Origin of the sequence: Vibrio splendidus (assembly GCF_024347615.1) — a bacterium.
GTDB lineage: Bacteria > Pseudomonadota > Gammaproteobacteria > Enterobacterales > Vibrionaceae > Vibrio > Vibrio splendidus.
In genome coordinates, this window is record NZ_AP025508.1 from 608,222 (window position 1) to 626,214 (window position 17,993).

At 45.0% G+C, this 17,993-nt stretch carries 16 protein-coding genes; 8 read left to right on the plus strand and 8 right to left on the minus strand.

All coding sequences use genetic code 11. From position 1 onward, the window contains the following. Nucleotides 1-30 precede the first annotated feature (30 nt). From lspA to ispH, 3 genes are all read left to right on the plus strand, one after another. Nucleotides 31-531, plus strand: a complete 501-nt coding sequence (gene lspA, locus OCU90_RS02695; RefSeq protein ID WP_004735054.1) for a signal peptidase II — start codon at nt 31-33, stop codon at nt 529-531. A gap of 194 nt (nt 532-725) precedes the next feature. Beyond that, nucleotides 726-1,157, plus strand: a complete 432-nt coding sequence (gene fkpB / locus OCU90_RS02700; protein WP_012603277.1) for an FKBP-type peptidyl-prolyl cis-trans isomerase — start codon at nt 726-728, stop codon at nt 1,155-1,157. Nucleotides 1,158-1,353: 196 nt separating this feature from the next. Beyond that, the gene (gene ispH, locus OCU90_RS02705; RefSeq protein WP_029222310.1) at nt 1,354-2,310 is read left to right on the plus strand and encodes a 4-hydroxy-3-methylbut-2-enyl diphosphate reductase; all 957 of its coding nucleotides are present in this window, start codon (nt 1,354-1,356) and stop codon (nt 2,308-2,310) included. Between the two features lie 191 nt (nt 2,311-2,501). Here ispH and btsR read toward each other — a convergent pair whose 3' ends face one another. The 3 genes from btsR to OCU90_RS02720 form a co-directional block, all read right to left on the minus strand. Continuing rightward, nucleotides 2,502-3,233 carry a two-component system response regulator BtsR gene (btsR, locus tag OCU90_RS02710; protein ID WP_017077726.1) on the minus strand — a complete coding sequence of 244 codons (732 nt, stop codon included), beginning with the start codon at nt 3,231-3,233 and terminating at the stop codon, nt 2,502-2,504. Nucleotides 3,234-3,338: 105 nt separating this feature from the next. Then, nucleotides 3,339-5,009, minus strand: coding sequence for a sensor histidine kinase (locus OCU90_RS02715; RefSeq protein WP_061024563.1), 1,671 nt, complete (start codon nt 5,007-5,009; stop codon nt 3,339-3,341). A 298-nt stretch (nt 5,010-5,307) separates the two neighbouring features. Then, nucleotides 5,308-6,798 (minus strand): carbon starvation CstA family protein, encoded by a 1,491-nt coding sequence (locus tag OCU90_RS02720; protein WP_017077728.1) that lies wholly within the window; start codon nt 6,796-6,798, stop codon nt 5,308-5,310. Between the two features lie 252 nt (nt 6,799-7,050). On the opposite strand from OCU90_RS02720, the gene OCU90_RS02725 reads away from it, so the two are divergent. Further along, on the plus strand, nt 7,051-7,401 hold the full coding sequence (locus tag OCU90_RS02725) for a DUF2799 domain-containing protein (RefSeq protein WP_017091341.1): 351 nt from the start codon (nt 7,051-7,053) through the stop codon (nt 7,399-7,401). A 109-nt stretch (nt 7,402-7,510) separates the two neighbouring features. Here OCU90_RS02725 and murQ read toward each other — a convergent pair whose 3' ends face one another. The 4 genes from murQ to OCU90_RS02745 all read right to left on the minus strand — a co-directional run bounded on the left by murQ (nt 7,511) and on the right by OCU90_RS02745 (nt 12,118). Beyond that, nucleotides 7,511-8,431: an N-acetylmuramic acid 6-phosphate etherase gene (gene murQ, locus OCU90_RS02730; RefSeq protein ID WP_017077730.1), complete on the minus strand. Its 921-nt coding sequence runs from the start codon at nt 8,429-8,431 to the stop codon at nt 7,511-7,513. 97 nt (nt 8,432-8,528) lie between these two features. Continuing rightward, nucleotides 8,529-9,641 carry an anhydro-N-acetylmuramic acid kinase gene (locus OCU90_RS02735; protein ID WP_061024565.1) on the minus strand — a complete coding sequence of 371 codons (1,113 nt, stop codon included), beginning with the start codon at nt 9,639-9,641 and terminating at the stop codon, nt 8,529-8,531. Further along, nucleotides 9,641-10,522 (minus strand): glucosamine kinase nucleotide-binding domain-containing protein, encoded by an 882-nt coding sequence (locus OCU90_RS02740; RefSeq protein WP_061024567.1) that lies wholly within the window; start codon nt 10,520-10,522, stop codon nt 9,641-9,643. Before OCU90_RS02740 ends, OCU90_RS02735 begins: the two co-directional genes overlap by 1 nt. 3 nt (nt 10,523-10,525) lie before the next feature. Next, on the minus strand, nt 10,526-12,118 hold the full coding sequence (locus OCU90_RS02745) for a sodium:solute symporter (RefSeq protein ID WP_061024569.1): 1,593 nt from the start codon (nt 12,116-12,118) through the stop codon (nt 10,526-10,528). Between the two features lie 247 nt (nt 12,119-12,365). Here OCU90_RS02745 and OCU90_RS02750 point away from each other — a divergent pair, with 247 nt between their 5' ends. The 4 genes from OCU90_RS02750 to tyrA all read left to right on the plus strand — a co-directional run bounded on the left by OCU90_RS02750 (nt 12,366) and on the right by tyrA (nt 16,780). Beyond that, entirely contained in the window at nt 12,366-13,214 is an 849-nt protein-coding gene (locus tag OCU90_RS02750; protein WP_017077734.1) for a MurR/RpiR family transcriptional regulator, read from the plus strand. A gap of 11 nt (nt 13,215-13,225) precedes the next feature. Beyond that, nucleotides 13,226-14,215: a beta-N-acetylhexosaminidase gene (gene nagZ / locus OCU90_RS02755; RefSeq protein WP_061024571.1), complete on the plus strand. Its 990-nt coding sequence runs from the start codon at nt 13,226-13,228 to the stop codon at nt 14,213-14,215. Nucleotides 14,216-14,461: 246 nt separating this feature from the next. Further along, nucleotides 14,462-15,535, plus strand: a complete 1,074-nt coding sequence (locus OCU90_RS02760; RefSeq protein WP_017087557.1) for a 3-deoxy-7-phosphoheptulonate synthase — start codon at nt 14,462-14,464, stop codon at nt 15,533-15,535. A 117-nt stretch (nt 15,536-15,652) separates the two neighbouring features. Next, entirely contained in the window at nt 15,653-16,780 is a 1,128-nt protein-coding gene (gene tyrA / locus OCU90_RS02765) for a bifunctional chorismate mutase/prephenate dehydrogenase (protein ID WP_017084805.1), read from the plus strand. 164 nt (nt 16,781-16,944) lie between these two features. Here tyrA and OCU90_RS02770 read toward each other — a convergent pair whose 3' ends face one another. After that, nucleotides 16,945-17,955, minus strand: coding sequence for a M23 family metallopeptidase (locus tag OCU90_RS02770; protein WP_061024572.1), 1,011 nt, complete (start codon nt 17,953-17,955; stop codon nt 16,945-16,947). Between the last annotated feature and the right edge of the window lie 38 nt (nt 17,956-17,993).

Genomic DNA, 17,993 nt, shown 5'->3' on the forward strand with positions numbered 1-17,993 from the left:
GTACTGGCTTCGTAAATACTAGGAATAGAAATGAGTGAAGTTTCGTTAAAACAATCTGGTGTGCGTTGGTTATGGCTGGCTCTGTTGGTCTTCCTTGCAGATATTGGCATCAAACTGTTCGTCATGGACAATATGGGTTATGGCTGGGCAAACCGTATTGAGGTGTTGCCATTCTTTAACTTTTTGTATGTCCATAACTATGGTGCAGCATTTAGCTTTTTGAGCGATCAGAGTGGCTGGCAGCGTTGGTTATTTACTGGTATCGCCTTTGCGGTAACGGGCATGCTGACATACTGGATGAGTAAACTACCTGCGGCAGAGAAGTGGAATAACATTGCTTATGCGATCATCATTGGTGGCGCTGTTGGTAACGTATTTGACCGAGTAGTACACGGCTTTGTTGTCGATTACTTAGATTTCTACTGGGGTACTTACCATTGGCCTGCGTTTAACTTAGCGGATATGGGGATCTGTATCGGTGCTGCGATGATCATCCTAGATGGCTTCCGTAAGAAAGATGAAAGCAAATAGGCGACTCAGGTATTAATGAGTATTAACTAAATCGCTTTGAATTAGATTGCTCTAAAGTCAGTCTATGACTCACAGAATAGAATAGCCCTAAGCGCTGTCGGTTGATTCCGGCGGCGCTTTTTTTTATGCTTCAGTCAACAAGGAAGCAAAGCACAGCGCATCCTCAAATAATAAAGAAATCTAAGGAAAGTAACGTGGCAGCAATTAAAAATGATTCAGCAGTAACTCTACATTTTACGATTAAAATGAAGGATGGTTCAGTTGCCGATAGCACCGAAAATATGGGTAAGCCTGCGAAGTTCGTTATGGGTGATGGCAGCCTAAGTGAGAACTTTGAACAGTGCTTGATTGGTCTTGAAACGGGGACTGAAAAGTCTATCGAATTGAAGGCGCAAGACGCGTTTGGTATGCCAAATCCAGATCACATTCATCATATGGATCGTGCTAAATTTGTTGGCGATTCTGAAGTCGAAGTTGGCACTATTATGGCTTTCTCTGGTCCTGATGGTATGGAAATTCCAGGTATTATCACTGAGATCGCGGGTGATTCAGTGACGGTTGATTTTAATCATCCATTAGCAGGCCAAGACGTTACGTTTGACGTTAACATCTTAGCGGTGGACTAACTATTTTAGCGGTGAACTAACTATCTTAGCGTTAGAATAGTTATCTTAACGTTAGAGTCGCTATCTTGACGGTAGAATAACATCGCCTTACAGCTGTGATGTAACCCAGAGCTTCACTGTCTAGGCGCTTCACTGTAGAATGCGATCTTCGCTGACAGCGAACTCTATAGAAACAACCTTAGTACCGCGGTAAATGATGAGCAATGAAATGAAAATAATGTTAGCTAACCCTCGTGGCTTTTGTGCCGGTGTCGATCGTGCGATCAGTATTGTTGAACGTGCACTCGAAATGTACCAGCCACCAATCTATGTTCGTCATGAAGTGGTACACAACCGCTTTGTTGTTGAAGGGCTAAAGCAACGTGGTGCTATTTTTGTCGAAGAGTTAAGTGAAGTGCCAGACGATAACATCGTGATCTTCTCTGCTCACGGTGTTTCTCAAGCTGTTCGTAAAGAAGCGAAAGAGCGCGAACTCACCGTATTTGATGCAACGTGTCCTTTGGTAACCAAAGTCCATATGGAAGTTGCTCGTGCGAGCCGCAAGCATATGGAAGTGGTTCTGATTGGTCACGCGGGTCACCCTGAGGTTGAAGGCACCATGGGTCAGTACGCTAGCCAAACTGGTGGTATGTACTTGGTTGAGAAACCAGAGGATGTACAGAACCTAGTGGTGAATGATCCAAGTAACCTACATTATGTTAGCCAAACTACTTTGTCAGTTGATGAAACGGCGGATGTGATTGAAGAGCTGCGTCGAGTGTTCCCTGAGATCCAAGGCCCACGTAAAGACGACATCTGCTACGCGACTCAAAACCGTCAAGACGCAATTCGTGAGATGGCCGGTGATGTTGATGTCGTGATAGTTGTTGGTTCTAAGAACTCATCGAACTCAACTCGTTTAAAAGAGCTGGCTGAGAAGCTAGGCACGCCAGGTTATCTAACCGACTGCCCTGAAGACATTCAAACTGAATGGGTTGAAGGCAAAAAGAAAATCGGTGTAACAGCCGGTGCTTCTGCTCCTGAAGAGTTGGTAAACCAAATCTTAGATCGTATTCGTGAGCTGGGTGCTACCGAGGTAGAAGAGATTCAAGGTCGTGAAGAGAACATGTTCTTCGAAGTGCCGAAAGAGCTGCAGATTAAGCAAGTCGACTAATCGCTATTGATTGGTGACACCATCGATTGGTAACTCTATCGATTCGCAAACACTATCGATTCGCAAACACTATCGATTTGTAAACACTATCGATTTGTAAACACTATTGATTTGTAAACAGCAGGAAGCCAACGTTGATGCGTTGGCTTTTTTGATCATGCTTTGGAACAAGGCGTCGAATTTCTAACGGGTTACTGGAGACCGAGTTGCTCTTTTAAAGTCTTTAAATAACGACGACTGACAGGTACTTCAAAGCCAGTTAGCGTGATGATCTCCGCTAATCCATTTTCCAACAGTTTGATCTCTTGGATCGATTTTATGTTGATCAAATACTGTCGATGACAACGGATCAAATCGGTTTTTTCTTCCAAGATCTTTAGCGTTAACTGTGAGGTCGCCGTTTGTGAGGAGCTACGAACATGCACACCACTGATATCCGAATAAGCGCACTCGACCGTTTGGCTTGCCATGATCACAATGCGGTTATGGCCGATACACGGGATCTGCTCTAAACGGCATGGAGCAATGGCAGAGATGTCTTGCTCCGGCGCTTTGTGGTTCTGCTTGATGACCTTATTCAGACGACAAACACTCTTGTTTAATCGACAGGGTTCAACCGGCTTGAGTAGGTAATCAAAGGCGTTATCTTCAAAGGCTTGAATCGCATATTGGTCGTAGGCAGTGACGAATACCACGTAAGGCATGGTGTCTGGGTCAAGCATGCTTAACAGTTCAATTCCGGTAACCTGCGGCATTTGGATATCCAAATACACCACATCAGGCTTGAGCAGATTGATCTGTTTCAGTCCTTCGATCGCGTTACTTGCTTGGCCGATGATTTCCACTTCTCCTGTTTCGGTCAGTAGTTCAATCAGTTCTTCGCGAGCAAAAAGCTCATCATCGACAACTAATGCCTTTAACATCCTACAATCTTCATCTTGGTTCTATCCCTGCTTGGTTCACGCTTTTCTTTGAAATGTCTGCTTCTAAATGTTTCAACTCGGAGTGATTCGTCTCCGAAAATACCTTTATTTTAGTATAGGTATGATAAAACTCATTCGAGTGAATTGCTGTGGTTGAGATTCTATTTTTAGTGCTGAATCTTGTCCAAAGAAATTAGTGAGTTGTTTATCAACAATTTCCATGCCTAGTCCAACATGATCTTTCGATGGCTTTTGATAATTGCCCGCGTTGTCTTCAACGGTCAACTTGACCCCACCCTTGAAAGCCTCGCTATAGATCTTCACTTTGCCACCTTCCAGCATGTTAGAAATCCCATGTTTGATGGCATTTTCGACTAGCGGTTGTAGGGTAAAACTTGGCAGTTGCGACTCATACAGTTGTGGGTCGATATCCCATTCCACTTCTAATCGATCGGTAAAGCGTGCCTTCTCTATGGTTAGATACGCATTAACGTGTGCCAGTTCGTCTTTGAGTTTTACCGTGTTGATGTTCTGCTTCAGGTTACTTCTAAAGAAGTGAGACAGATGTTGAATGAGCTCACGTGCTTTATCAGGGTCACGACGTGTAACGGCACTGATGGTGTTAAGTGCATTAAACAAGAAGTGCGGATTCACCTGTGCATGCAGCAGTTTGATTTCCGCTTGGGTGAGCAGCGTTTGCTGTTGTTGATAATTACTAAACAGGATCTGGCTCGACAATAGCTGAGCGATACCTTCACCCATCGACATATTGATGGTCGAGAATAGTTTCAGCTTTGGCTCATACAGTTTGATGGTTCCGATGACTTCGTTTCCTGCTCTTAACGGGATAATTAGCGCGGAGCCTAACTTACAATCTTGCGAAAGGGAGCATTGGTACGGATTCTCTTTGCCATCAAGGTAGATGATGTCATTCTGTTTCATCGAAGTGAGCGTGCTCTGCGATGAAATCGGCGTGTTCGGAATATGGTGTTCATCACCAATGCCGATGAACGCGAGGATTTTTTCTCGGTCGGTGATCGCCACCGCACCAACGTTGGTCTCTTCGTAAATGATCCGCACGATTTTTTGCGCGTTATCCGAATTGAATCCTCCATGCAAAATACCCACTGAACGCTCGGCGATGGTTAATGCGCGGCGTGAGAAAGTTGCCGAATACTTCTCGAAGATGGTTTTCCGATCTTGGATGATGCTCATGAACAGCGCCGCACCGACCGAGTTAGCAATGATCATTGGCGCGGCAATATCAGAAACCAGAGCATAGGACTGCGCGAATGGTTTCGCGACCGCTAACAGAATTAGCATCTGAATAATCTCTGCAAACAGGGTTACCGAGAAAACCACCATTGGATTAAACAGCTGGCTGGCTTTGTTCTTTCTCACGAGATAAACGTGTAATAGGCCGCCAATCAAGCCTTCTGCTGTTGTTGAAATCGCGCAAGCTAGATCGGTGAATCCACCCAAAGAGTAACGATGGATTCCGCCAGTAAAACCGACCGCAAAGCCGACAACCGGACCACCAAACAGGCCACCCATAACGGCACCCATCGCACGAGTGTTGGCGATCGCGTCATTAATCTGCAGTCCAAAATAGGTGCCCATAATACAGAACAGGGAAAACAGAACGTAGCAGCTTATCTTATGACTTAAGCGTGAAGAGATGCTCAACAAAGGAAGAATCAGTGGAGTCTTGCTGAGCATGTAAGCAATCACTAAGTAGACACAGGTTTGTTGCAGCAGAGAGAGAATGAGTTCCATATTTTCACCTATTGAGACGCTGGTTAAGTGTAAAGCTCATTGCGTAGTAACGGTAGCTTTGCTTGTGTTTTCATTGGTTATATCGAGTTGCGATTGCTTTTCAGGCGGAGATACCAATATTGATGTACCAATGTTGATGTACCAATGCTGAGATACAGTAAAGCCCATCACAGAGGACGGGCTTTAGTCTTAATTTCCACGAATCACTGGGTGATTACGGGAGCACGCGAAGTGTGTTTGGCTTGTTCTTTCGTCTCTCTATGAAGGCGTGTCTCTTGTTATCAAGAGTCTGAAAGAACTAGGCGGTTTTGGTGACGCCTTTTGCTTCTTTTTCTTCTTCATCAGCAAGGTCGATATCGCCTTTGCCTTTTGAAATTTTGATAACGTAAGCCGCAATTCCGAATGCACTCACCACGCCGATGATGGTTGAAAGCTGCATTGGTAGACCAAAGCCCAGTTGGCTGTTGTTCAGGATGAATGTGATACACACAGATGTCATGAACACAGCTGGAACCGTTGTTACCCAGTGCAGTTTATTGTGACGAAGTAGGTAAGCCGAAGCTGTCCATAGCATCATGACTGCTGTTGATTGGTTAGCAAAACCGAAGTAGCGCCAGATGATGCCGAAGTCTACTTGAGTCAGGATGCCACCGATAACGAACAGTGGTAAAGCCATTAGTAGTCGGTTACGCAGTGTTTTCTGTTCCATGTTGAAGTATTCAGCAAGGATAAGACGGCTTGAACGGAACGCTGTGTCACCAGAAGTGATAGGTAGGATAACCACGCCAAGGAAAGCAAGGATACCGCCAAATACACCCAGTAGGCCAAATGAAGCGCTGTATACCACGTTACCAGGGCCGCCGTTTGCAATCGCGTCAGATAAAGATTCAACTGAACCGAAGAATGACAGAGCAAGCGCACACCAGATTAGAGCGATGATGCCTTCACCAATCATTGCACCGTAGAATACGAAGCGACCGTTTTTCTCGTTTTCCATGCAACGCGCCATTAGTGGAGACTGAGTTGCGTGGAAGCCAGAGATAGCACCACAAGCGATGGTGATAAATAGAGCAGGCCAAAGCGGTAGATCGTTAGGGTTCATGTTAGTGAACATGTCTTTCATCTCGAAGCCACCCATGATTTGGTGCTCGTCAGACAGACCAATCGCAGTGATTAGGCCAACAGACATAAAGATAAGCAGTGCACCGAACAGTGGGTAGAAGCGACCAATGATTTTATCGACAGGGACAATCGTTGCGATGATGTAGTAAGCAAAGATGATGACAACCATGGTGCTCGTAGACATTACGAAATCAGTTTGGTCGTTCACTAGGTTAGTGATCATACCTGCTGGAGCAGAAACGAATACCACACCAACAAGAAGCAGTAGAACAATGGCAAAGATGTTCATAAAGTGTTTTGCGCCATTGCCTAGGTAACGTCCAGTGATGGTTGGAACCGAAGCGCCACCATTGCGGATAGATAACATACCTGAGAAGTAGTCGTGTACGGCACCTGCGAAGATACAACCTAGCACGATCCAAAGCATTGCTGCTGGGCCGTAAAGGGCACCCATGATAGGGCCGAAGATTGGACCTACACCTGCAATGTTAAGCAGTTGAACTAGGTAAACCTTTGGCGTCGACATTGGAACGAAGTCCACGCCGTCTTGCTTGGTGTGAGCGGGTGTTTGACGCTTTTCATTGATACCGAAAATCTTCTCGATAAAGGCACCGTAAATAAAGTAGCCACCAATGAGTGCTGCAACACAGGTAAGAAACCACATCATAATTTGTTATCCCTGAATGTATTAATTAAGTCAGGGTGTATATTAAAGGAGTGTATGAGAAGAAACTTCCGCTATGAGAGTGAGTGGTCGAATAGCTAATTAAGTGGTGTTATAACTGATTGAGCGGTTTGTTCTCTTGCTTAAGAGGGCAACAACATACAATGAGTGGACATCAGTACGTGTTCAGCGGAGAATCGCCACAAAGGCAGCGCTTCGTCAGGAAGTGGTGAAGTAACAATATAAAGGATTGAAATGAAAAAAATAATAGCACTATTCGCCGTGGCATTTAGCCTTGCAGGATGCAGCGCCAATGTTCAAGATTTAGCGGCCGAAGGCAATTGGCAAGAGATTGGCTATCGTGACGGTATCAAAGGTAACACTCAACGTTCTTACCAAGAGATGACTAAGCTTGGAACGGTAGATCAATCAAGCTACAGCAAAGGATACTATCTAGGTGTTGCTGAATACTGCAACCCAAACCATGCTTATCAAATTGGCTTATCTGGCCAGGTTTATGAAGGCGTTTGTTCAGGTACGGAAGACGCTCAACGTTTCCGTATGGAATGGCAGCGCGGCTGGGATGAGTTTTCTAACGACTACTAAGCTCAAATTAGCGATTAGAAAATAAAAAGACCAGTGCCGCATGTGTACTGGTCTTTTTGTATGTCGTTAAAGTAGCTGTCTAAATGAGATGCGACAAACCAAACTGAGATTACTGATTATTCTCGACTGCTTTTCTCAAGAAGCCATTTTGTTGATCAAGTTGAGCCTTGGCCAGTTCTAAATCTAGCCCTGTTAGAATCATCAAAATAGATAGCTTCACATCATAATCGGTGGTTTTAAGTGTCGAAACTGCAAGGGCTTTGTCACACTCCGTTGCTTGGATTACGATACGAGCTGCGCGGGCAACCAATTTTTCATTGGTCGCTTTTACGTCGACCATCAAGTTCTGGTAGCTCTTACCAATACGAATCATGCTGGCAGTGGTCAGCATGTTGAGCACCAATTTTTGCGCGGTACCTGATTTGAGGCGTGTGGAACCGGTTAAGGCTTCTGGGCCAACCACTGGGCTTATCGCGATTTGAGCAATCTCAGCAATCGGAGAGCCAGGGTTACAAGACAGCGCAACCGTCACCGCGCCAATCTGATTGGCGTAGTTGAGTGCACCAATTACGTAAGGTGTGCGGCCACTAGCCGCGATGCCTACCACGACATCATTTTCTGAAAACTGAATTGCATTCAGATCTTCAATACCGAGAGTCAGCGAGTCTTCAGCGCCTTCTTTGGCTTTTAAAATCGCTTCGGGCCCGCCAGCAATGAGACCGATAACCATCTTGTCTGAAACGCCAAAAGTCGGTGGGCATTCTGAGGCATCTAACACACCTAATCGACCACTGGTACCTGCACCCATATAAATCAGTCTGCCACCGTTTTGAAAGGCATGAGCGATCTTATCAACCGCTTTCGCGATCTGTGGCAGTTCCGCTTCGATCGCTAAAGGCACTTGTTTATCTTGTTGGTTAATCTTTTCAACCACTTCGAGAGAGGTGAGCAGATCAATATCCATAGTGTCAGGGTTTCTCCCCTCCGAAACGAGGTGCGAGAGTGCTGATATGAGAGCGTCGTTACTCATAATGATCCTTAAATGATAATTCTAAAATGATGGTTCTAAAATTGTTTAGACAGCACCACGAAGTCAGTATTGTTACTAAGTTAGCACGGCTAACAAGTTAATCGGCACGATATAGAACGCCTAGAGAGGCAGGTCTACTTGCGCCAGTTACTTCTGGTAAATTGCTTGGCAGTTGATGAACATGACGTTGGGCAAGCCACGCAAAGGCCATGGCTTCCATATAATCGGCATCAACACCTTTACTGGTCGTTGAATCAACTTCCCAACTCGGAAGCAGTTCTGCCAACCTTTTCATCAACAATGGGTTTCGTGTACCACCGCCACACACATACAGTGCAGGTTGGTTACCCAAGCGATAAGTTCCCACTTCATTGGCTATCGTCAATGCGGTGTATTCACAAAGTGTGCGCTGAACATCTTCTGCTGCAAGGTCTTTAAATTCTGTAAGTTGTTGTTCTAGCCACGGTAGATTAAACAGCTCTCTACCAGTGCTTTTCGGTGGCAGTTGAGATAGATAAGATTCACTTAGAAGCTGTTCGAGCAAGGCTTGATTAAGTTGGCCTTTAAGCGCAAATTGCGCATCACGGTCAAACTTTTCCCCCGTGTGTTTATCTACCCAAGCGTCCATTAACATATTGCCCGGGCCAGTATCATAGCCAAGCGTAGGCTGATTCGGGCGCAGCACTGAAATATTCGAGATACCACCAATATTCAACACCACAACTGAGCTGTCTTGCGGGTGAAAAATAGTGTGGTGGAAAGCCGGTACTAACGGTGCCCCTTGCCCGCCAAGCGCCATGTCTTTACGTCGAAAATCAGCGACTGTTTGAATCTGTGTTTTAGCGGCAATGATATTGGCGTCACCCAACTGCATGGTAAATGGTGAATCACCCGTTGGCTGGTGGAATACCGTTTGGCCATGATTACCTATCGCAGTCACAGAGGATGCTGGTGTACCTGATTTGTCGAGAAGTTGCAGAACCGCATCAGCAAATAGATGACCAAGCTGGTGGTCTAGTTCACCAATAGCAATCAAATCCGTTTTCTGACCAATACAAACTTCAAGCAAACGCGCTTTGATATCATCAGCCATAGGAAACTCATCATGAGCGAGCAATGTGATGCGCGAATCTTCAATCGAAACTAAGGCCGTATCAACGCCGTCCATACTCGTCCCCGACATCACACCAATGTATAACTCTGACTTCATTACGAGTCTCCTAAGTTGAGCTGATTAATCTTCTGGTTAGCCAATACTTCAGCGCCATCCAGAGCGTTGCCTTGAACATGTAAACTACGATCTTGGATCGCTAGTGAGAGACGCTCACGATAGAACTGCCCTAAGCTACCCAAGAACATAATAGGTAGCGTGTTGTTATTAGAACAAGCCTGAGTGAGCTGCTCTATTTGAGTGGTCCCTTGCTCTATAATCGCTTTTGCCGTTGAACATTGTGATTCTATGTCGACCAGAGCTCTTGCAAATTGAGCATAGTCAGTCGCGTTCGCTTGGCTAATCCATTCTAATATTTGGCTACGTTTGCTTCCGATTTTCTTCATAACTAAATCGCGAGTCAAAGATGAATCCTGACTGTCGAACTCGGTGAGGGTTTGTTGAACCGCTCGAAAGCCAAGCCAAGCGCCACCGCCTTGGTCGCCAATTGGAAATCCCCATCCGCCAAATTGCAGGGTCTCATGTAGAGAGTCTAATTGGATGGCAACTGAACCCGTCCCAATCGCGATACAATTTACGCCTTGTCCTGCATTGGCGCCAAATACTGATGCTTCTGCATCGGTTGTGATGTACAGGTGAGGGCAATGCGCTAAAGCGGATTTTAACTTGGACTTTAACTGCGTATTACCCGCTCCCGCGACACCTAACACAATATAACATTGTTTCGGTATTATCTGGTTTGTCGCTAGAATTTCATCAATATAATGAGTGAGTTGAACCACAGCGGCTTCACCGTATAGGGTCAATGAAGTCGCCGGTAAAATGAACTCCTCAATCACTATTGATGTGGGCTCTATTTTCTTAAGTCTGACGGCGGTTTTTGTTCCGCCGCCATCGACTGCCAAGGTGTGTGTAATCATCCACTAGACCGTTTGTAGTTTGTTAACTTCTTGAGTCTGCTTTTTACCTGCTAGACAGACAACCAACGAGACCAAGGTGCCAATACATAATTGATAAGGGAAAGCCAATCGAACACCAACCCAGTCAGCGTTAATCACGCCCATCACGCTGTCCCACACGTAAGCTTGCATCAGCAATGTCGTTAAGAAACCGGCGATAAGGGCTAGAGCAACTGAGGTTTCGTTGCCACGTTCAGTAAATATTGCAGTGAAGTACACGCCCAGTAAACCTGTGTAAGCAAACACCATCACACTCAGTGCAAATGATAACAATGGCATGTCGGTGTATTGCTGCCAGTAGTAACACAGGATACCCATACTACCCAGAGCGACTGCTGCTACAGCCATACCAATGCGTCCAGCTTTCACGTAATGGAAGTCATCTTGCTCTCCTTTTCGTGCTTCCAACCAAGGCTTGTAAATATCCTGCACCGCAACCGAAGACATAGAGTTTAAGCCCGAGTTTAACGTTGAAAGCGCTGCTGCAACGACCCCAACAGTCACTAAGCCTCGAAGACCTGCTGGCATTTCATTTAGCACGTAGTACATGAAGATCGTGACGTTTTCGCCATTAAAGTTTTGCACGACGTCTTTGCCTTCCACACCCATTAGCTCAGGTCTTTGGTAGAAGACATACAAGAGTAGGCCAATAGACATGAATACGAGTACAACTGGAATCGAAAAAATGATTGAGTTGATCATCGCCTTTGAACCTTGTTTAGCATCTTTACACGTCAACACACGTTGAGTCATGTCTTGATCAAGACCAAATGCACCAATGTTCAACAGGACAAAACCAGTGATACATGCCCAGAAACTAAAAGTGCCAGCAGGGCTAAAGTCGAGAGTGAAATCGAGTAAGGTCAGCTTAGAAGATTGGCCTTCGCCAGGGTTTGCTAGTACTTGAGCTATTTGGCTGAAGTCGGCTGGAATTTGCCCCAGTAAATAGATGATTACAGCAATGGCTGCGCCGACATAAACCACAAGTTGAATTAGGTCACTCCAGATAACCGAACGAATGCCACCCATGTAAGTATAAGCAAGGCCGATGGCTACTAAAATGACAACCGAAGTCACCACGCTGCTAGGGTCAATATTGGTAAACAGAATCATCGAGACTGCAATCGCTGCCATGTAGAGGCGGGCACCTGAAGCGAACACTCGACCGACTAAATACATCACGCCTGCACGCTGTTTGGTTTTCTCGCCAAAGCGCACTTTCAGTAGCTCATAAACGGTTGATACTTTGTTTTGGTAGAAGCGAGGGATAAGTACCAAGGCAACGAAGATGGCGCCAATAATACCGCCAATGTTGGTTGCTAAGTAGGTTAAGTCACCACGGTAGCTAGATTCTGGCCCGCCTAAGAACGTCGCTGCAGATTGTGATGTTGCGAGCACCGAGATAGCCACGACCCACATTGGCATCGAATTACCACCTAAAAAGTAGTCCTTAGTGCTCGTTATTTTTGTTCGGCTGAAGTGCCAACCTGTAAAAGCAATAATGGCGAAATATATCGCAAATACGGCCCAGTCCAGTGAGGTAAATAGTGAATTCATAGCAGCTCCGTAGCATGAATAGGGTAGAGGGTGTTTATAATTATTTTTTCAGAATGTCAGTTTGAATAATGAGTTTCAAAATCTATTCCTTGGTGGAATAGTGACCAATGCTTTTCTTTGACCATGATCCCAGAAGGCTGTGTTAGCTATTCCATATAGGAGAATCCGAAGGAATAATTATTCCAATGAAAATACAAAACTCGTTATGATAGCGAAAAATTGGCAGAGGGAAGGGGAAGGGCATTTAGTGAAAGGCATTGCGAAAGTAAAAGCGCTGTTACCCAAGCTGTCTCCATCTGATGCGCTGGTGGCGCGATATGTTCTTGATCACCCACAACAGGTGAAGCAATTATCTTCGCCCGAGTTGGCCAAAGCGGTCGGGGTGAGTCAGTCAACGATCGTGAAGTTTAGTCAGAAGCTTGGTTATAAAGGGTTTTCAGAAATGAAGGTCAAACTCTACCAAAGCGATATGACTTATCAGCCCGTATCTCAACGTGGTATACATGGCACGATCACTCGTAAAGATCCGCCCGACATGGTGATGGACAAACTTCTTGCAAGCAAAACACAATCGCTTGAACGCACTGTGTTATTAAACGAAGGTGAGCAGTTAAACCATGCCGCAGATATTTTGCATCTTGCACGTAAGGTGCAGATCTCAGGTGTAGGCGCCTCATCGTTGGTGGCGAAAGATCTTGCTTATAAGTTGATGAAAATAGGCCATGCCGCCAATGCAGAGCAAGATGCTCACATTCAAATTGCCAATGCCGCTTCTCTTTCTGAAAATGATGTGTTGATTGCGATTTCTTATTCTGGAAACACCAGAGAAGTGGTGAAGGTTGCTCAGCTAGCCAGATCGAAAAAAGCCAAGGTGATTGTGATTAGTCAGCTATCGCCTTCTGCTTTAGACAAATACGCTGATATTAAGTTGATATCAGCAGCCGACGAAAATCATATTCGCAGTTCATCTATAACTGCTCGTGATAGCCAACTTTTTATTACCGACTTGTTGTTCATTGCGTTAACTCAGCAGGAAGAGCAAGCAGACCAATTAATTGAACAAAGCAAATCTGCAGTAGCAGAATTTAAGCAATAGAAGGATATTGTATGGGACCGTTGTGGGTTGATATTGCGGGCTATGAGCTAACAGCTGAAGACAGAGAAATTTTAGAGCATCCAACCGTTGGTGGTCTTATCTTATTTGCTAGAAACTACCACGATAGCAAACAGCTATCGGCGTTAAATAAAGAGATCCGCAAAGTTGCAAAACGTCCTATTTTAATCGGTGTTGACCAAGAAGGCGGCCGAGTGCAGCGCTTCCGCGATGGATTTTCAATTATCCCTGCCGCTCAAGAATTCGCGACTAAGAATAATGGTGAGCAGTTAGCAGAACAGGCCGGTTGGTTGATGGCGGCGGAATTGATTGCCCATGATATCGATCTGAGCTTTGCGCCTGTATTAGATAAAGGCCACGACTGTAAAGCGATTGGTAGCCGAGCATTTGGTGAAGATATTGATACCATCGTTCGCCACAGTAGTGCTTTTATTAAAGGCATGAAATCGGTTGGCATGGCGACAACAGGAAAGCACTTTCCAGGACACGGTGGCGTGATTGCTGATTCGCACCTTGAAACGCCTTACGATCCTAGAGACGACATCTTTGAAACCGACATGGCCATCTTCAAGGCTCAAATTGAAGCTGGAATATTAGATGCGATGATGCCTGCGCACGTGGTTTTTTCGCACTATGATGATCAGCCAGCGAGTGGCTCTGAGTATTGGTTGCAGAAAGTATTGAAGCAACAGCTTGGATTTAAAGGCTTGGTGTTCTCTGATGACCTAACTATGGAAGGTGCTGCGATTATGGGCGGCCCTGCCGATAGAGCGAAGGCTGCTCTGAATGCGGGGTGTGACATGGTGTTGATGTGTAATAAGCGAGATGCACAAATTGAGGCTCTTGATCACTTAGCGATTCAAGAGGTGCCTTTAGCCAACTCATTGCTTAAAAAGCACAGCTTTGATTTATCGACGCTTCACTCGGATAGTCGATGGAAAAAGGCTTCAGAGCAAATTAAGCGAATGTTAAACGCTGGGTGATAAATAAACACTCTATAAGTTTGAAGAAGGCGATATGAGAAATATCGCCTTTTTTGTATGTGTGGGGCGCGGTTTAAACTGGTTTGTGTGTCAGAATGAATTAAAGAGGGCGTGTAAATTTTAATTTACAGCAAATGTTTTTTATTGTTTACACTTGCAATCGTTTTTGTAGCTGTTATTGTGTTTTTAAAGATTGTTAGCCCAAATGGAAATGTTGGGTGTAAAAATAAATATACAGGTTGAGTTATGCAGAAAAGTGAATTAAGCAATGTCAATATCATCGACGAACAGGTACTGATCACTCCAGAGGAGTTAAAAGCAAAACTGCCTTTGAGTGATAATGCTCGTCGTTTCATTCAAGAGTCTCGTGAAACTATAGCAAATATCATTCATAAGAAAGATCATCGCATGCTTGTAGTATGTGGCCCATGTTCTATCCATGATATTGAAGCTGCGAAAGAATACGCGAAACGCTTAAAAGCTTTATCTGAGCAGCTTAGCGACCAACTGTATATTGTAATGCGTGTTTACTTTGAGAAGCCTCGTACCACTGTTGGTTGGAAAGGCTTGATCAATGACCCACATCTAGATGGTACGTTCGATATTGAGCATGGTCTGCATGTTGGTCGTGAGTTACTTGTTGAACTCGCTGAGATGGAAATTCCACTAGCGACAGAAGCGCTAGATCCAATCAGCCCGCAATACCTAGCAGATACATTCAGCTGGGCAGCAATCGGCGCTCGTACGACTGAATCACAAACCCACCGCGAAATGGCGAGTGGTCTTTCAATGCCAATCGGCTTTAAGAATGGTACGGATGGCAATCTAGGTACTGCAATCAATGCAATGCAGGCGGCTTCTTCTAGCCACCGTTTCATGGGTATCAGCCGTGAAGGTCAAGTCGCACTACTAACGACGCAAGGTAACCCAAATGGTCACGTAATTTTACGTGGCGGTAAGCAGACGAACTACGATTCAGTATCTGTACACGAATGTGAGCAAGAGCTGGGTAAGTCTGGCTTAGAGGCGGCACTAATGGTCGACTGTAGCCATGCGAACTCTCGTAAAGATTTCCGTCGCCAACCTTTAGTTGCAGAAGATGTGATTCACCAAATTCGTGAAGGCAACAAGTCGATTATCGGCCTGATGATTGAGAGCCATATTAACGAAGGAAACCAATCTTCAGATATACCTCTCAATGAGATGAAATACGGTGTATCTATTACCGACGCGTGTATCAATTGGGATTCAACTGAGGCACTATTGAAACATGCACATACGGAATTAGTCCCGTTCTTAGAGAACCGCTTGAAAGGTTAGTCAGAGTTTAAATTTAAGTGCCTCATCTAATGGGGCATTTTAAGATCTGTTGCTAACGAACCTGCATCAGTGCGGGCTTTTAGATTAGCACGGGCTTATAGATTAGTAAGGAATAAAATGGCCGTTGAACTGAACGAATTACGCGACCAAATCGATGCTGTCGATAAACAAATGTTGGATTTACTGGCTCAACGACTGGCTCTAGTAGAGAAAGTCGGCGAAGTAAAAAGTGAGCATGGTTTACCTATTTATGTACCGGAACGTGAAGCCGCGATGTTGGCATCTCGTCGTCAAGAAGCCGAGAAAATAGGGGTTCCGCCACAGTTAATCGAAGATATTTTGCGTCGTACTATGCGTGAGTCTTATGCCAGTGAGAAAGATTCTGGTTTTAAGTGCCTTAACCCAGAGTTGCGTTCAGTGGTTATCGTTGGTGGTAATGGCCAGCTTGGTGGTCTGTTTGGACGTATGTTCAAGCTTTCTGGTTACGAAGTTAAAATCCTTGGCAGCCAAGATTGGGATAGAGCCGACGAGATTTTAGATAATGCTGGCCTTGTAGTTGTAACGGTTCCAATTCACCTGACAGAAGGTGTGATTGCGAAGCTGGGTAACCTACCAAGCGATTGTATTCTTTGTGATTTGACGTCGATTAAATCAAAGCCTCTACAAGCCATGATGAACATGCACCAAGGTCCAGTGGTTGGATTGCACCCAATGTTTGGTCCTGATGTTCCAAGCCTTGCGAAACAAGTGATTGTTTACAGTGATGGACGTGGTTCTGAAAGCTACCAATGGTTGCTGAATCAATTTGGTATTTGGGGCGCGAGCCTTTGCCAGATGGATGCTGCTGAACACGACCATGGCATGACTCTGATTCAAGCACTACGCCACTTCACCTCTTTTGCTTACGGCTTGCACCTAAGTAAAGAGAACCCGAACATTGATCAGCTTCTGAAGCTAAGCTCGCCAATCTACCGACTTGAGATTGCGATGGTTGGTCGTCTGTTCGCTCAAGACCCGAACTTGTACGGTGATATCATTCTTTCTTCAGATGAGAACATTGAGATGATTCGACGTTTCCATAGTCGTTTCGGTGAAGCATTAGAAATTTTGGATGGGAAAGATAAAGCCAAATTCGTTGATAGCTTTAATCAAGTCAGTGATTGGTTTGGCGACTACTCGCAGCAGTTCTTGCAAGAGAGCCAAAATCTTTTAAAGCAAGCGCATGACTCGATTCATCGTGGCTAATTACGATTTGAAATCATAAAAAAGAGCGACCTGATGGTCGCTCTTTTTGTTTGTGCTGAACGCTATGAAAGCATTTGGCTTACAGTAGGCTAAAAGCAGTTAGATCATCATAGGCCAAACCAACTGGCCCTAATAATCAATAGCTAATAACCAACAGCTAATAACTAGTTAGTCGTGATAGGCTTTTTGTTCTCTTCACTCGATACGGTGTCGATAGTCGAGCTAATGTAAGGCACATTCGTCAGGTTGATCTGCAAGCGAACTACATTATCAATCAGTTGAACCAGTGGCCCCCACTTAACCTTTTTCTCTTTCTCGAACACGTAGTTGAAGTTTTCCGGTGTCCAATCCATCAAGTATTGAGGGTTCAGTGAACGACCAAGGAAGCGTACTTCATAATGCAAGTGTGGCCCGGTTGAGTTACCTGAGTTACCACAGCTTGCAATCACATCACCTTTACTCACAAACTGACCGCTGCGAACTTTGAATTTTTGTAGGTGCGCGTAAGAACTCATGAAACCGAACGAGTGACGCATAGTAATAAAGTTACCGAAGCCTTTTTTACTTGGGCGTACCGTTTCAATGACTCCATCTGCGGGCGCTACAATATCTTCACCACGCTTACACGTCAGGTCGATACCAGTATGTACATGGCGTTTACCTGAAATAGGGTTAGTGCGGCTACCATAAGAAGAAGAGATACGTTGATAAGCCATCGGACTGTCGTTTGGAATCAAACGGAACATTGTCGCTCTTACTGCTGAATCGACCGCAGCCGCATCAATGCGATCTTCTAAAGAAATATCATCGGTAAGCAGTTCTTCATCAGCAAGACCCAGCACGGATTCCACATCAAATACACGCTTACCAAGCAGTTGAATGGTGCCTTCTTTTTCTGTCAGTGTTTGCGATAGCGAATGGTTGGTTTCTACCTGCTCAGCGTAAAGAAACTCGGTTTGCTCTTTTTCAACAATCAGCGTTTCAATCAACTGTTGTGCATCGCCTGCTTGCATCGCGAGCTCTTGTTTACCTTCGAAGTGCATGTATGCAGCTGCGCCAATTAACAGTGGCACTGAAAAAATGGCAGTGGTGCACATGAGCACGGCTTTTCGGCCGAAATAAAACGTCTGTTCCCCTTGGTTAGAGGGAATAGTAATGGAAATTTTTTTAGACATGGTTCTGTATTAACTAAATGCTTCTAATAGAAAAAGGT

What these genes read in the sequence shown, in the direction of transcription:
- lspA (WP_004735054.1), top strand. Translation starts at nt 31, where the DNA reads ATGAGTGAAGTTTCGTTAAAACAATCTGGTGTGCGTTGGTTATGGCTG.
- ispH (WP_029222310.1), top strand. Translation starts at nt 1,354, where the DNA reads ATGAGCAATGAAATGAAAATAATGTTAGCTAACCCTCGTGGCTTTTGT.
- btsR (WP_017077726.1), bottom strand. Translation starts at nt 3,233, where the DNA reads ATGTTAAAGGCATTAGTTGTCGATGATGAGCTTTTTGCTCGCGAAGAA.
- OCU90_RS02715 (WP_061024563.1), bottom strand. Translation starts at nt 5,009, where the DNA reads ATGGAACTCATTCTCTCTCTGCTGCAACAAACCTGTGTCTACTTAGTG.
- OCU90_RS02720 (WP_017077728.1), bottom strand. Translation starts at nt 6,798, where the DNA reads ATGATGTGGTTTCTTACCTGTGTTGCAGCACTCATTGGTGGCTACTTT.
- OCU90_RS02725 (WP_017091341.1), top strand. Translation starts at nt 7,051, where the DNA reads ATGAAAAAAATAATAGCACTATTCGCCGTGGCATTTAGCCTTGCAGGA.
- murQ (WP_017077730.1), bottom strand. Translation starts at nt 8,431, where the DNA reads ATGAGTAACGACGCTCTCATATCAGCACTCTCGCACCTCGTTTCGGAG.
- OCU90_RS02735 (WP_061024565.1), bottom strand. Translation starts at nt 9,641, where the DNA reads ATGAAGTCAGAGTTATACATTGGTGTGATGTCGGGGACGAGTATGGAC.
- OCU90_RS02740 (WP_061024567.1), bottom strand. Translation starts at nt 10,522, where the DNA reads ATGATTACACACACCTTGGCAGTCGATGGCGGCGGAACAAAAACCGCC.
- OCU90_RS02745 (WP_061024569.1), bottom strand. Translation starts at nt 12,118, where the DNA reads ATGAATTCACTATTTACCTCACTGGACTGGGCCGTATTTGCGATATAT.
- nagZ (WP_061024571.1), top strand. Translation starts at nt 13,226, where the DNA reads ATGGGACCGTTGTGGGTTGATATTGCGGGCTATGAGCTAACAGCTGAA.
- OCU90_RS02760 (WP_017087557.1), top strand. Translation starts at nt 14,462, where the DNA reads ATGCAGAAAAGTGAATTAAGCAATGTCAATATCATCGACGAACAGGTA.
- tyrA (WP_017084805.1), top strand. Translation starts at nt 15,653, where the DNA reads ATGGCCGTTGAACTGAACGAATTACGCGACCAAATCGATGCTGTCGAT.
- OCU90_RS02770 (WP_061024572.1), bottom strand. Translation starts at nt 17,955, where the DNA reads ATGTCTAAAAAAATTTCCATTACTATTCCCTCTAACCAAGGGGAACAG.